General features: G+C 37.3%; 11 protein-coding genes. 2 read left to right on the forward strand and 9 right to left on the reverse strand.

The annotated features are described in order from the left end of the window. Nucleotides 1-13 precede the first annotated feature (13 nt). Entirely contained in the window at nucleotides 14-2,209 is a 2,196-nt protein-coding gene (gene recQ / locus ACKWCD_RS17390) for a DNA helicase RecQ (RefSeq protein WP_413985236.1), read from the forward strand. Between the two features lie 69 nt (nucleotides 2,210-2,278). Here recQ and ACKWCD_RS17395 read toward each other — a convergent pair whose 3' ends face one another. Then, nucleotides 2,279-3,352, reverse strand: a complete 1,074-nt coding sequence (locus ACKWCD_RS17395; protein ID WP_413985237.1) for a trypsin-like peptidase domain-containing protein — start codon at nucleotides 3,350-3,352, stop codon at nucleotides 2,279-2,281. Nucleotides 3,353-3,382: 30 nt separating this feature from the next. Beyond that, nucleotides 3,383-4,546: a type III secretion system chaperone family protein gene (locus tag ACKWCD_RS17400; RefSeq protein ID WP_413985238.1), complete on the reverse strand. Its 1,164-nt coding sequence runs from the start codon at nucleotides 4,544-4,546 to the stop codon at nucleotides 3,383-3,385. 323 nt (nucleotides 4,547-4,869) lie between these two features. On the opposite strand from ACKWCD_RS17400, the gene ACKWCD_RS17405 reads away from it, so the two are divergent. Beyond that, nucleotides 4,870-5,352, forward strand: a complete 483-nt coding sequence (locus ACKWCD_RS17405; RefSeq protein WP_413985334.1) for a fasciclin domain-containing protein — start codon at nucleotides 4,870-4,872, stop codon at nucleotides 5,350-5,352. 69 nt (nucleotides 5,353-5,421) lie between these two features. On the opposite strand, the gene ACKWCD_RS17410 is transcribed toward ACKWCD_RS17405, so the two are convergent. The 7 genes from ACKWCD_RS17410 to ACKWCD_RS17440 form a co-directional block, all read right to left on the reverse strand. Beyond that, nucleotides 5,422-6,756, reverse strand: coding sequence for a carboxypeptidase-like regulatory domain-containing protein (locus tag ACKWCD_RS17410; protein WP_413985239.1), 1,335 nt, complete (start codon nucleotides 6,754-6,756; stop codon nucleotides 5,422-5,424). Nucleotides 6,757-6,856: 100 nt separating this feature from the next. Next, entirely contained in the window at nucleotides 6,857-7,486 is a 630-nt protein-coding gene (locus ACKWCD_RS17415) for a M23 family metallopeptidase (protein ID WP_413985240.1), read from the reverse strand. A 137-nt stretch (nucleotides 7,487-7,623) separates the two neighbouring features. Continuing rightward, nucleotides 7,624-8,358, reverse strand: coding sequence for a 23S rRNA pseudouridine(2604) synthase RluF (gene rluF / locus ACKWCD_RS17420; RefSeq protein WP_413985241.1), 735 nt, complete (start codon nucleotides 8,356-8,358; stop codon nucleotides 7,624-7,626). Nucleotides 8,359-8,361: 3 nt separating this feature from the next. Beyond that, on the reverse strand, nucleotides 8,362-9,933 hold the full coding sequence (locus ACKWCD_RS17425; RefSeq protein WP_413985242.1) for a sodium:solute symporter: 1,572 nt from the start codon (nucleotides 9,931-9,933) through the stop codon (nucleotides 8,362-8,364). Nucleotides 9,934-9,951: 18 nt separating this feature from the next. After that, the gene (locus ACKWCD_RS17430; protein ID WP_413985243.1) at nucleotides 9,952-12,948 is read right to left on the reverse strand and encodes a glycoside hydrolase family 2 TIM barrel-domain containing protein; all 2,997 of its coding nucleotides are present in this window, start codon (nucleotides 12,946-12,948) and stop codon (nucleotides 9,952-9,954) included. Nucleotides 12,949-13,006: 58 nt separating this feature from the next. Then, nucleotides 13,007-13,522, reverse strand: coding sequence for an SRPBCC family protein (locus tag ACKWCD_RS17435; protein ID WP_413985244.1), 516 nt, complete (start codon nucleotides 13,520-13,522; stop codon nucleotides 13,007-13,009). Between the two features lie 6 nt (nucleotides 13,523-13,528). Beyond that, nucleotides 13,529-14,671 carry a serine hydrolase gene (locus tag ACKWCD_RS17440; protein ID WP_413985245.1) on the reverse strand — a complete coding sequence of 381 codons (1,143 nt, stop codon included), beginning with the start codon at nucleotides 14,669-14,671 and terminating at the stop codon, nucleotides 13,529-13,531. Nucleotide 14,672: the final 1 nt, after the last annotated feature.

Below are 14,672 nucleotides of genomic sequence, written 5' to 3' on the forward strand. Positions count from 1 at the left end.
AACAAAACAGGGTTTGATTTTGAGTGAACTCGATTTACATGCTTCATTAAAAAAATATTTCGGATTTTCCGAATTCAAAGGTCTTCAAGAACAAGTAGTTAGGCATATAGTTCAAGGTAATAACACCTTTGTTATTATGCCGACAGGTGGTGGAAAATCACTATGTTACCAGCTACCTGCCTTAATGCAAGAAGGTACGGCAATTATTGTTTCTCCTCTTATTGCCTTAATGAAGAATCAAGTGGATGCTATTCGCGGTATATCGGCTGAGCATGGTATTGCTCACGTACTGAATTCTAGTTTGAATAAGTCTGAAATCAAACAAGTAAAGGAAGACATAGTCAACGGAATTACTAAACTGCTTTATGTTGCGCCTGAGTCTTTAACGAAAGAGGAATATGTTGACTTTTTAAAAGCTCAAACGATTTCCTTTATGGCGGTTGATGAAGCACACTGTATTTCTGAGTGGGGACATGATTTTCGACCGGAGTACCGCAACTTAAAATCAATAGTAAACCGATTGGGTGATAATATTCCCATTATCGGACTTACGGCTACCGCAACTCCAAAAGTGCAGGAGGATATCATAAAGAATTTAGGGATTACAGGTGCTAAAGTTTTTAAAGCGTCATTTAATAGGCCCAATTTATTTTATGAAGTACGGACGAAAACTGAAAATGTTGATTCAGATATCATTCGTTTTGTAAAACAAAATTCAGGCAAGTCTGGTATTGTATATTGTTTGAGTAGAAAGCGTGTCGAATCATTGGCACAGGTTTTACAGGTTAATGGGGTCAGTGCAGTTCCATATCATGCTGGTTTTGACGCTAAGACAAGATCTAAGCATCAAGATATGTTCTTGATGGAAGATGTTGACGTGGTGGTTGCAACGATCGCTTTCGGAATGGGTATTGATAAGCCTGATGTTCGCTTTGTAATTCATCACGATATTCCGAAAAGTATTGAAAGTTATTATCAAGAAACGGGACGAGCAGGACGAGATGGGGGAGAAGGACATTGCTTGGCTTTCTATTCTTATAAGGATATCGAGAAGCTTGAGAAATTTATGTCAGGAAAGCCTGTGGCGGAGCAAGAAATCGGAAATGCGCTTCTACAAGAAGTAGTTGCCTATGCAGAAACTTCAATGTCTCGAAGAAAATTCATGTTGCACTATTTCGGAGAATCTTTTGATGAAGTGAATGGTGAAGGTGCTGATATGGACGATAACAGTAGGAATCCGAAGGAGAAGCAGGAAGCAAAGGATAACGTTGTTAAGCTGCTACAAGTGGTTCAGGGAACTGTTGAAAAATTCAAGTCCAAAGAAATTGTACACGCCTTAAGAGGTAAAAGTAATGCCCTAATTGCTTCTCATAAAACAAACGAAAAAGAGTTTTTTGGAATAGGCGCTGATCGTGATAAAGGATACTGGATGGCATTGATTCGTCAGGTTCTGGTAGCCGGACTTTTGAAAAAGGAAATAGAGCAATATGGAATTCTAAGAGTCACTGACAAAGGGAAAACGTTTTTAACGAACCCAAAGTCATTTATGATGACTGTGGATCATGTTTACACAAAAGAATCTGCCGACGCTTTAGTAAATGCATCAAAAGGTGGAGTGACAGACGAAAAGCTTCTTAAACAGTTGAAAGATTTGAGAAAGGCTGAAGCGAAGAAAATGGATGTCCCGCCCTACGTAGTTTTTCAAGACCCTTCTCTTGATGATATGGCTTTGAAATATCCTATTTCCATGCAAGAATTACTAAATATACATGGTGTAGGCGAAGGTAAGGCAAAGAAATATGGAAAGCCTTTTATAGCGCTAATCAATACCTATGTCGAAGAGAATGATATTTTACGGCCTGATGACTTGGTAGTTAAAAGTACTGGGGCAAATTCTGCTTTGAAACTCTACATAATACAGAATATAGATAGAAAACTTCCTTTAGATGATATTGCTTCAGCAAAGGGTCTAGAAACTCCAGAGTTAATAAAAGCAATGGAACAGATTGTTTTTAGTGGAACTAAACTCAATTTGGGGTATTGGATTGATGAGATTCTTGATGAAGATCAACAAGAAGAAATACACGATTATTTTTTAGAAGCTGAAACGGATAATCTCGAAACTGCTATGGAGGAATTTGATGGAGATTATGAAGATGAGGAATTACGCTTGTATCGACTTAAGTTTTTTAGTGAGGTTGCGAACTAATCAAAAATAAACTTTAAATAAAAAAAGCCCTGTCGATCGACGGGGCTTTTTTTATTTAAAGCTTACTGTTTATGCATCCTCTTTGGCCTCAATTGCCATTTCACAGCCATATTCGTCCATAAAGAAGTTATCTAGATCATCAGCTTTGAGCGCTAAGTTCTTGATATCTTGTCTTATAGTTTCTGCGTGATCGGTGAAAATATCCGATAGGTGTGCGCGGTAAGACAAGAAAATTTTGTTTTCGTGAATACCTAAAGAATAAGGAGCTACATGATCTTGCAACAAATATTCCGTCAATTCTTTCAAGTTTTGTTTTGGAAGATTATTCATTGGTGATGTTGCTACTAAATAATCTCTTTTAAAGACAAAGATTCGCACTAAGGCACTACCTTGGTGGAATTCCCAGAAATCTCTTCCTGCTCGCCCTAGAACCGGATTCATTCCCAATTCAGTTAAAGATTCTTCCACAAATTTCGCAAAATGACTTTTTTCAAATTCTTCCCAAATGGAAATATCCATGTCATTTCCACAGTTATTACAGAACTCTGTTTGTTGTTCAGTGTAGCCATCACATGAGTTACACTTTACTCTATATGACTGATCGGTGAAAGAGAAATCGTTGATCTCTTTGATTAAATCTAAGTGCTTGATGCCGAAACCTACGTTATCAGCCTCAGTAAATTTAGATGTAGTTACGCCCACTAAAATACCAGCCTCATTTAACATAGGTCCGCCCGAATTACCAGGATTGACAGCAGCATCTGTTTGAATGTAATGTCGCGGTCCCATGGGCTGACTAGTCGATGATATGATGCCTTCAGTAATTGTATAAGGCATTCCAAAAGGATACCCATGAATAAAAGCTTTCTGAGCATTAGATATGCCTACATTTTCATCTAAGGTTATAGCAGTTTCGACATTTTCAAAGCCTTCAATATGTAAGAAAGCTAAATCTACTTCAGGATTTACCATGACTACATCGGCTACAAAACGATCTTTTTTATGATTTTCTACTGCAACGGTTTTAGCCCCTGCAACTACATGATAGTTGGTAATTACATGATTTTTTCCTGCCACTATGAATCCGGTTCCGGTTCCAGAAGCAGTTATTATTTTGAATACTGATTTTCTAATATTTTCCATGATGATTTCTTTTAAATTGTTAGTTTTTGATTATCCGAAAAGTTTCGCGAATAGCCCTTTTTTTCCACCTGCTGCTGTGGTGCTTCCATTTAAGAAACTTCTGTAAGTTTCTAGTAATTTAGGTGCAGCAACTTGAGGCTCAAGTCCTGAAACTTTTTCTAAAACATCATAGATGGCATTCTTATGAACTTCTTCAACATTGAAATTGTAAAGTATATATAGAAAATTATACTGGAGGAAATAACATAAAGAGAAATTATCTCCGTCATTGACATAACGATTAACAGTAGCTTCTAGTTTTTTTGCATCATCCTGTAAAATTTGAACTGAGCTTCTCCATTTTAAAGAGATAAAAGCGTCAGCATGGTAGATGTCTTTCATGAAATCTTCTTTTGATTTCTCACAAAGCTGCGACATGAAATTTGTGCCTTTATCAATTCGATGTTGAAAGTCAATTTGACCATTGAATAGGTTGTGAACGTACTCTTGCAATTTGGTTCTCAATGTGCCATGTACGTAAGGCATGTTCACAATTTTAAGGATAGCGATGACCATAATGTCCCATTGAAAGGCATTCCATCTCTTTTCTTTGAATAACGCGCTATGACCTTTGTATTCTGTTAGAATTGTATCGATTTGTTGCCAGACTTGTTCTACTTCTTCACCTGCTAAAGGCTGTGTATTAGACTCTTTGTAAAAATCAGCTTTATATTTTTCAACAAACTCATCATCATAATCATCCGCATAAACACAGATCTCACGCAATACATCATATACCTTATACGGTTGACAAAGAGAAATTGGGGTTTCGTATTCAAACCACAGCGTATCTTCTTTTAAATGGATTTGAGCAAGGGTTAATGGGTTGAAGTTCACTTCTGCAATTTTACGATATAAAGCAACTTTATTTGTGGCATCAGTAGCCCTTAAGAAGGGTGCCTTAACTGAGAAAGTGGTTTCTGAAATATGAACCTGAATTTCAGCTGACCCTTGACTGCGAACTAAATTTATTTCACCATTAGTATCTTTTCCATTTAGAAGTTCAGGGTTGATATAGTTAATGGTTTCGATTAGGGATGTTCTGTAGTTTTTGGCATCATAAGCGTCCATAGCCTTGTCCCAATGAGATACTGCTGTGCGTGGCTCATCAATACCTTGAATGGGTCTTTGAAATTTTGGCAATACGTTTTTCATGTGGTTGAATTTTGTTGAAGATGATTGAAATTGTTTTTTTACAACGGTTATTTCGTTGATTTATTTTTGGTTTCAACCCCTCCGATTAGTATACATTGTTCTTGATACAAATATCATGGCAACTACCTCTTTAAATAATCCTGATTCAGGTGAAATGAATATCCCTGAAAAAAGGGGGGTAACTACAATATTAACTTTGTTTAACAATAAATTAAAAACTTTAAACAAAATTTAAGACTTGTACAGTTCTCTATCATTTACTTTTGACGAAACTTAAAAACATTATTATGAAATTGATTAAAATTACTTTGGCTTCTGCTTTGATGTTATTCTCAGCAAGCTCTATTGCACAATCTGAAAATATAGTAGGTGTTGCTGCTGGAAATGAAAACTTTTCAACCTTGGTTACCGCTGTAAAGACTGCCGGCTTGGTCGAAACTTTAAGTTCTGAAGGTCCATTTACTGTATTTGCTCCTACCAATGACGCTTTTGCTAAATTACCTGATGGCACAGTTTCAAGTCTACTTTTGCCTTCAAGTAAAGATGGTTTAACGACGATTTTGACCTATCATGTTGTTGCAGGTAAATTTGAAGCTGCGGCCGTTATTGAAGCAATAAAGGCAAATAATGGAATGTTCAAAGTAGCTACTGTGCAAGGTGGCGAGATAACCTTGTCTCTTGATGGAGGTAATGTGATTCTAACTGATGCAAACGGAGGAAAAGCTACCGTGGTCATTGCTGATGTAGCTGCTTCTAACGGTGTTATTCATGCCATTGACTCAGTGGTCATGCCCGCAAGTAAATAAGATAATGAAGAAGTTAAAAGCCGCTTGTAATTCGTTACAAGCGGCTTTTTTATGAATACTATTTAAGCCTTAATCTGCTGCCGAAGTACCCCCATTAGATTTAGCTCTTCGCAGTTGTCTCTGTATTTTCTTGATGGCTGATTCAATAGATTTCTCGGGTTCGATAATATTATATTGACCCCAGAAATCAGGATCTGCGAAACCTAATGCCTCATCATTCAAAATTATGGATGACTTCATTCGATCTTTTACCTTAGGTAATTGGCTGGTCATATTTCTCTCCCAGTCTGTGACTGCCATTTCGCAAGCCATGCTGTAAACAGAATTGAATAATTTTTTATCCCAATTTACTTTGAACTCTAACAAAACGTTACTGTAACCATAGTACCAGCGTCCGTTTTTTTCTCGATAATCCACACGATAAGCAACTTCAGTAGGCCACACTTTAGCATTCTTTGGTTTCTTGCGAACGAACATTTTTGATGCTCTGTCTTTATCCGTAATGTTTAAAGAATACACCGCACTTGTCAAAATTTTGTTTTCAGCATCAATAAACAATTGGCCTTGGTAAAGAGGGGCACCAATGCTTTCGAGTTGTTTGAAATTTACAATGTAGATAAGTTTATCGTTTACCCGAGTTGATCGATCGAAACTAAAAACATAATCATCTATAGATTCTTTGGAAAAGATATATTCTGGGTATTTGATTAGATCAACAAACAAGGCATTAAACGGACCGCCTTGTAATTTTAGCGCCACGGTATCTAATTTACTGTAATCGGTGCTTTTGCGAGCTTTATAAAGCTCAACGGCATCTTTGCGCTCAGAAGTATATGGTGTCTTATAGATATTGACTACCGCTTCTGATAAAGAAACATTCTTTCTTCTTTTCTTGATTGTCTCTCTATAGAATGCTGTCATTAGGGTTGGATCATCGAAATAGTTTTCACCCTTTTTTCTAAGGGTTTCTTTGACCAGTACCTTGGCATCTTTTGGTATACTCAAATCAACTCCCGAAAGTTCCATAATTGAAACATCCATAAAAATTCGGTTTTTTCCATCTGTCAACTCTGATAAAGGAATAGTTTTCGTTTTATATCCTAAAAAGGAAATCACAATTTTTCGAGTATCAGACCCTTTAGGAACTTTTAAATTGAATTCACCTTCCGTATTGGTGATGGTGCTAATATTTGATTCGGCGATTGCTAGAGAAGCAAAAACAAGTGGCTTTTTACTTTCAGAGTCTAGAATCTCCCCTTTATATTGCATAAACGAGAAAGCCTCTTGTTCTTCATCTTGAAAGAACGCCATTGTCTTTTGTGTTCCTAATACCCCAACAAACAATACTATGAGAAGCATTAATATCATGGATTTTTTAGGTGAACTAATTCTTGTTTGTATCATGATTAAAGAAATTTATTGTAATAATTTTTATCTTGAGTCGAGGATTACCTTCTAAATTACTAATTAATGTAAACATTTTTAGTTAAAACCGGTTTTAATATCAGTAGGCCAAGGCAGTATAAACTTTACCTGGTTCTAGACTAAATGTATTTTCAGAGGTGTTGCTAAAAGTAACAGGAAAAGAACTATATGGGTATTTCCATCTACCCCCTGTAGCAACAAAATGCAAATGCGGATAGCCCGCAAGTCCAGTAGCGCCGGTTAGACCAAGAACATCGCCTTTTTTTACGACCTGACCCTTACTAACTAAGGCACCTTGATAGGTCAGATGCATATACTGAGTATGACTTCTGTCTTCGTGTTGTAAGACTACCTTGTTGTTTGGAAATTCACCATCAAAACCTGATTCTTCAACGAAAACAACTACACCATCTCTGGCAGCCGTAACCTCGGCACCATGGCCCATATCGAAATCTATTGCAAATTGATCTGGTTCACCGCCGGCATGGTATGAACCACTGCAATGGGCAAGATTTATAGAATAGGTTTTTCCAACTGGGAATGGTAAAACATAAGGAGAGGTTTCCCAATCGTCATAACTGGCTCCTGCACATCCAACATACTCAGCGTTTGCATTTGCATTAATAGGACGTCCATCTGATTCCTTTATGCAGCTCATTACGATAATCGCTGAAATTATCAAAACAAACCACTTTTCGTAACTTTTCATAGCATGATAATATGACACAAATTAACAAAACAGGCTTAAATTCAATGGAATTGCAACAGAATTAACACTTTCAATACCCTTCCAGTATCTTGCAAAATGATTCGTGCATTTTTTAATGGTTTGTCCTTTTCTTATTCTTAGACATCCGATATCTTCGAGGAATCTGAAACCAATCGATTAATTTCCTTTAGTTCTTCCTTAGTAAGGTCACGCCACTTTCCCAGAGGCATATCTAACTTCACGTTCATTATACGAACGCGCCTTAATTTCTTCACGCGATATTCTAAGTACTCACACATACGCCGAATTTGCCGATTCAAACCTTGTGTCAATATAATCTTGAATTGGTATTTACTGATTTCTTCAACTTCACACTTTCTGGTAACCGTATCGAGAATGGGAACTCCATTTCTCATCTTTCTTAAAAAGTCAGCTGTAATTGGTTTGTCTACCGTAACGATGTATTCTTTTTCATGTCCATTTCTAGCACGCAATATCTTGTTGACGATGTCTCCATCATTGGTTAAAAAGATAAGTCCCTCACTGGGTTTATCTAATCTACCTATAGGAAAAATACGTTTTGGGTAGTTGATAAAGTCAATAATGTTATCTTTTTCAACTCGTGTATCCGTTGTGCAAACAATGCCGATGGGTTTATTGAATGCGAGATAAACAGGCTTTTCTTCAGATTTAGAAACAGGTTCTCCATCTACGCGAACATCATCTCCGTCCACAATTTTGGTTCCCATTTCTGGGACTTTTCCATTGATGGTTACTCGACCTTGCTCAATTAACTTATCGGCGGCTCTTCGCGAACAATAGCCTACTTCGCTGAGGTATTTGTTGATTCGAGTTTGTTTGGGTTCACTCATATTTTACCACAACCAGATTAAGATGTAGGTGATAACAACTACTAAAACAATAATATGATAGATGTAGTTTTTATACCAAGGTACATTTTCAAATCCATCCATCAATAATTCTTTGCGATAGGTGAGTAGCTTCATTTTTTCAGCATCAGGAGCTGGAGTCATTAAACTCACAACAACAAAGATAACTGTAGAAAGTAGAATCATTAACCCAACATTAATCGTGTAATGCAAATGCCACATATCAAATTGCTCTAAAACGAATAATCCTATTCCTGCTAAGGTTCCTAAAACTAATGTCCAAAACGCACCGTCTCCATTTCCTCTTTTAAAGAAAACACCGACTAAAAAGATTACCGCTACTGGTGGTACAATTATGGAGAACATTTGTTGCAGGTAATCCCAAAGGCCTGTAAAATTTTGAATTTGTGGTGCCCACAGCGCTGCAATTACCATAAAAACCAGCGTGCTAATTCGGCCATATTTTACTATATCTTTTTCAGTAACATCTTTTTTGACAGGTTTTATAAAATCAATTACCAAAAGGGTGGAGGAAGAGTTTAAGGCAGAATCAACACTTGACATAATTGCAGAAATAACACCGGCTAAAACGAGGCCAATCAATCCGACTGGAAGTACCTTAGTTACTAAAGTTGGAAAAACTTGGTCACCATTGGCTATGTCTGGGAATAAGCTGATTGCCATGGCTCCTGGAATTACCATGATGAATAGTGGAATAATTTTTAAAAACCCTGCAAAAATTACTCCCCAGCGAGCTTGCTGTATATCCTTAGCTCCCAATACACGCTGGAAGATATACTGGTTGGTCGACCAATACCAAAATCCTAAAAAGGGAACGCCCATTAATAAACCCGGCCATGGAAGACCTTCATCATCTAAAGGTTGTACCACCGAGAAGTGGCCTTCAGGAGCAGCTGCTACAACACGAGCCCAATCATAATCTAATTTACCAAAGAGAATCCAAGTGATAATACTACACCCTACGATTAATATGACTGCTTGAATAGCATCCGTATAAACAACCGCTTTGAGCCCTCCGCCAGCGGTATAAATACCAGCTATAACGGCTAAGACCAGTGAAGTCTGCCACATCACTAAATCTGGAAAGAACGTTTGCAGTACCAAACTTCCTGCATACAAAGCTCCGGCAGTCTCGATCATGATGGTGCTGAAAATAGTAATGATAGAGAAAAACTTCTGAGACCTTCTATCGAAACGAAGTTGCAAAAATTCGGGAATCGTGGTGATTTTGCTTCTAAGGTATAATGGAATGAAAATTAGAGCTGCAATGATTAGCGGTAGACCGGACATCCATTCATAGACTGAATTTACAATTCCGGTTGTATATGCGGCTCCAGCCAAACCTACTATGGTGGAACCAGAAATGTTGGATGCAAACAATGATAGTCCTATGATTCCCCATCCGAAAGTACGTCCTCCTAAAAAGAGGTCTTCACCTGTTTTTGTTTTTCTGGAAATCCATAAACCAATAAATAAAACGATAAGGAAGTAGGAGATGACAATGCCAATGTCAATGTTCGAGATGGTACTTTCCATGGGGCTATTTGTTTGAGTTTAGTCGATTTCGATAAATATAGTGAAAGAATAGTTCTTAGGTTCAATCTGATATTTTTCCATGGGAGCAGTAAGCCATGAATCGATTCCACCAAGTCCCATATGCTTATGGTCGATACATAAATGAACGCCACCCTCTTTTATGAGTTCGTAGTCTCGACCTTGATCTCTTTCCGTTCGATTCAATTGTTTGGGACTATAATCCAATGCACTGAACCCGAAGGAGTCGTATGTGCTAACCTTCAAATGTCTACCTTCTTTATCTTCCAGTTTAATCCATTTACAATCTTGTTTTGCTCCGTTTTCTTGATTGGAAATATAGGGCACATATTGCTCGGAAACTGTTGCTTGATGGGTGTCAATATGAGTAGCATATTTTCTGTCAGGATAGTTTTCAAAAGGTCCACGACCATACCATTGCAAGTTTGAGAAGTCATCATCAAGATTGAGATAAAGTCCAAACCTCGGTAAAATTGGTAAAGACTTCAATACTTTTAGCTCGGCTGTAATCGATAATTTTCCCTCGTCAATTAAACGATATGTCAAATGGACTTCGGCATCCTTTTCTCCAAGATTGAACTTTGCGGTAATTGAATTTAGACTTCCTGCCAACGAAATCAACTTTAGGTTTTGGGCAGCAGTTTTCCAAAAGGCACACTTTTTAGTCATCTCCCATCCAAAATCATTATCCACCGGTGGTCTCCAAAAGTTTGGCATTACAGGTTCTAAAAGCAGCTCTTTCTCTTTTGAAGAGACAGAAGTAAGTAAACCTGTCTGGCTGTCAATCTGAGTTTGGATTTCATCGTCAGCTAATGTCCAATAGCTATTCGTTCTTGAAATACAGTTTTTACTTTTATAGATATCCGTTTGTATTTGGATTTCCCCATCTACAATTTTGAATTGCTCTCTTGCTATGACAAGCCCTTTTTCTGCCCATTCCTCGTATTTATCTGCAACAATAGAAATATTTAGAAAATGATCAAGTTGCCGATCTAAATTGGATGAGGAGTAGGGGAGCGCTAGTATTTCTTCAGAATCTGCTTTCGTATTTAATTGAAATTTCCCTTGATGGTTTACCCCTACCTCTGTAGAAATATTCCATTCCAAATGACAGCTTTTCAGTGAAGTAAATAACCACTCATTTTTAATTTTTAATTTTCTATTTTCAATATCTCCCAAGCTGAATTTCACTGGAGCATACAACTTCTTAACTTCCTCCATAGCTGGTTTGGAGGTTCTGTCAGGCCAAAGTAATCCGTTGATACAAAAATTTCCATCGCTGGGAATATCCGATGGACCAAAATCTCCCCCAAACGCCCAGAACTCTTTACCATCTTTCTGAGTAACCAAACCTTGATCCATCCAATCCCAAATAAAACCGCCTTGCAGACAATCGTATTGGTTAATCAGATCCCAGTATTCTTTTAGGTTGCCATTGCTGTTTCCCATTGCGTGTGAGTACTCACACATTATAAATGGGCGGTCGCCTCTATTTTTGGCATAATCCTCAACATGTTCGGGAGTAGGATACATGGGGCAAACGATATCTGTATTTGCGTCCTCCATGGATTGCTCATATTGAATGGGGCGCGAAGTATCTTGTTTTTTTAACCAGTTGTAGGCTACCTTAAAATTGATTCCATTTCCGGCCTCATTACCCATAGACCAAATGATAATTGAACAGTGATTTTTACTACGGTGGTACATGCGTTTTATGCGGTCTAAATGCGCCTCTTGCCAATCGCTATCTTTTGCCAGACTTTCTTCCTCATAGCCCATGCCATGACTTTCGATGTTGGCTTCATCGATCATGTAAAGTCCGTATTCGTCACAGAGTTTGTACCATTCCGAATGATTCGGATAATGACTATTTCGTACCGCATTGATGTTGAATTTTTTCATCAATAAGATATCGTCAATCATACTCTGAGTTGTGATGACGTGACCCGTGTGTTGGTCATGTTCATGACGATTGACTCCTCTTAAAGTTAGCGGTTTACCATTAATGCAAAGTTGATTTTTTAGGATTTCAATGGTTCGAAAACCAATCTTGTTTTCAATTTTATCAACAGGTATACTGTTTTCTAAAAGTTCTATCGATAGCTTGTATAAATGTGGATTTTCTTCGCTCCAAGTTTCTATTTCGGGTAATAAAAGGTGCATTTCAACATCGATATCTCCTTTTGGAGGACACGAAAAGGAAGCTGAATGAATTTTAGAATTTCTTCCCAATGCATTGCTTATTACAAGGGTTACCTCACCCTCTGAAATTTTTTTAGTAGTATTCTTGATCTTTAAAATTAGTACAAGCTTACCATCTTTGTAATCGTTCTTTAAAGTTGCATGAGTTTTGTGATCAGCGATAAAGGTTTTATTTCTAGCTATCAAATATACATCGCGTTCTATGCCACTTAATCGCCAAAAATCTTGACATTCTAAATAACTGCCATCGCACCAACGGAAGGCTTGAATGGTAATCTCTATTTCCGAATTAGCATAATTGGTGACATCGAAAATGACTTCTGTTTTACTGTCTTGATTGTATCCAATGAAATCTCCGTTAACCCAAAAATAAGCTGCTGATTTAATCGCACCTATAACCAAAAAAACTTGCTTGTTTTCCCAATTCGAGGGAATTTGCACCTTTCTCTTATAAACACCAGTAGGGTTATTTTCTGGCACGAAAGGTGGATTCTTTTCGAACGGATATCTATCATTCACATAAATAGGAATGCCATAGCCATTGATTTCCCAATTCGCTGGAACTTGAATTGTATTCCATTGAGAAGTGTCAAAACCTAGTTTTTCGAAGTTCTCAGGTAGGTTCTTTTTGTTTTCGGTCCATAGAAAATTCCATTCTCCGTTAAGACAAATACTATTGTGTTCATTAAATTCTTGGTGTCTAAATGAAGCAGGGGGTTCTTGGCCGATATTGAAAACAGATGGGTCTGTAAGCCAATCGTAGGTTGGAGTTGGTAAGGATAGATTTTTCTTCATTTACAAAATGTGTGGCAAGTTTAAGTGGATTTAGTTCTCTCAGAACAACTAAATTTAATCACATATTTACAAACTGATAACCAGCTAGGGGAATGTCTCTCAAATCAAATTCGGTTTCATTGAGTAGAATGCCATGTTCGAGGTACGCTTTTAAATTAGCCAGCCAAAACGTCCACCCATTGCTGCAGCCATGGTGAATGTCGAGCATGCTCTTCTCATCTAAAGGAATATCATATTGTTTCAAAGTAACTAATACGGCTGTACCTTTATCTTCTAAACAAATGGAAACTTTACTTGGGTTGGCAAATAAGATTTCTATAAAATTCGTTCCATTAGCTTCAAGCACTTTTCCTTTTTCCTGACCATCCCAATTGTGCCATTCCCAAGTATAAGCGTCACCAGCTTGTACTTGTGCTTCAAGACCCCGCAGTTGCCCATTTTTATCTTTGTATTCTGCTTTCCGAAGAAACCAAGAAGAGATTCCCTCTGTTGTAGCCCAGCACCAGTATATTTTTTCCAGGGAAGATTTGATGTAAATTTTTTTGGTAAAGGAATCAAAACTTAACTTTTCCATTACATATCATTTTTTACGATTCAATTCATAGTTGTACAATTCTCTACCTAGCTCCGCCAAAAAAGGAAAACCTATCTCGTCGTATTCATAGTTGTTATCATTAAAAACACCATTTTTATTTACTAGAATCGTTGCTGTCAATAAGAATTCCACATTGTTTTTGCTGTCCTGAATGTAGGCGCAGTCTGTTAGCGTTCCGTAGGCGTCACCAACTTTATTATAGATTTTTATATGCTCTGGAATGTTCTCCTTAGTGTCTCCGTACATGAAAAATTTGCAATAACCGTCGTAGTATATGTCAGCATCATAACCCGTATTTTTTGGAAGTGTACGCATTGCCTTAAGTACAAAATCAAGTTGTTCTTGAGTAAGATTGATTTTTTCATCTGATTGAAATTTCGCAGGAAACATAACTGTTTTAAGTAATTGATGTTGTGTTTCAATCGGATAGTAATTCTTTAAACTAAAATCAAAAGCTTCTTGCATTAGAGAATCTCCATCAATATAGCCCAAACCTTTTTCTATATCTTTTAGTGCTAGGGGTTGCGCAGAAGTATTTATGGTATTTGGAAATGTGGTGGTGGTACTGTCATTTTGATATACGATCAAAGGTCGTGTCGTAATTTCATCTGAATCAGGTGTAGATACCCGATGCGAAATACGAATTGGTCCAAATGGAATTTGCGATAGTTCACTGTTTATATAATCCTGCCCCAAAAACTCAAAGAGCCGATTGTAAGATTGGTTATCGCTTACTGCGAAGATCTTTTCAATTTCTCGCGCAAAGGTGGTTTCTAAAGTATCTCCCTCAACATAAAACTTGGTATTTCTATCCACCCCGTCAATATCATTTAATTTAGACAGGGTCAATAAAGCGACTGGGAATTTCACCGTACTTGCGGGATAAAAATACCTCGAAGAATCAACCTGAAAATTGTAATCTCTAAAAGAAATATTTCCATTTTTTCTTTCAATTTGGGTAAACTTAATTTGAACAGCGTACTGACGAACACTATCCATTACCATTTTGATATTAGGATTTTGAGAAGCTAAGACAGTTTCGAGTGGATTTCTTGTATCTACTTTTTCTTGACTTCCACAAGAAAAAAGAATAACTGAAAGGAAGAATAAGATTATTTTTTTTAGCATG

It is taken from the genome of Maribacter taeanensis (assembly GCF_047345145.1).
Taxonomy (GTDB): domain Bacteria; phylum Bacteroidota; class Bacteroidia; order Flavobacteriales; family Flavobacteriaceae; genus Maribacter_C.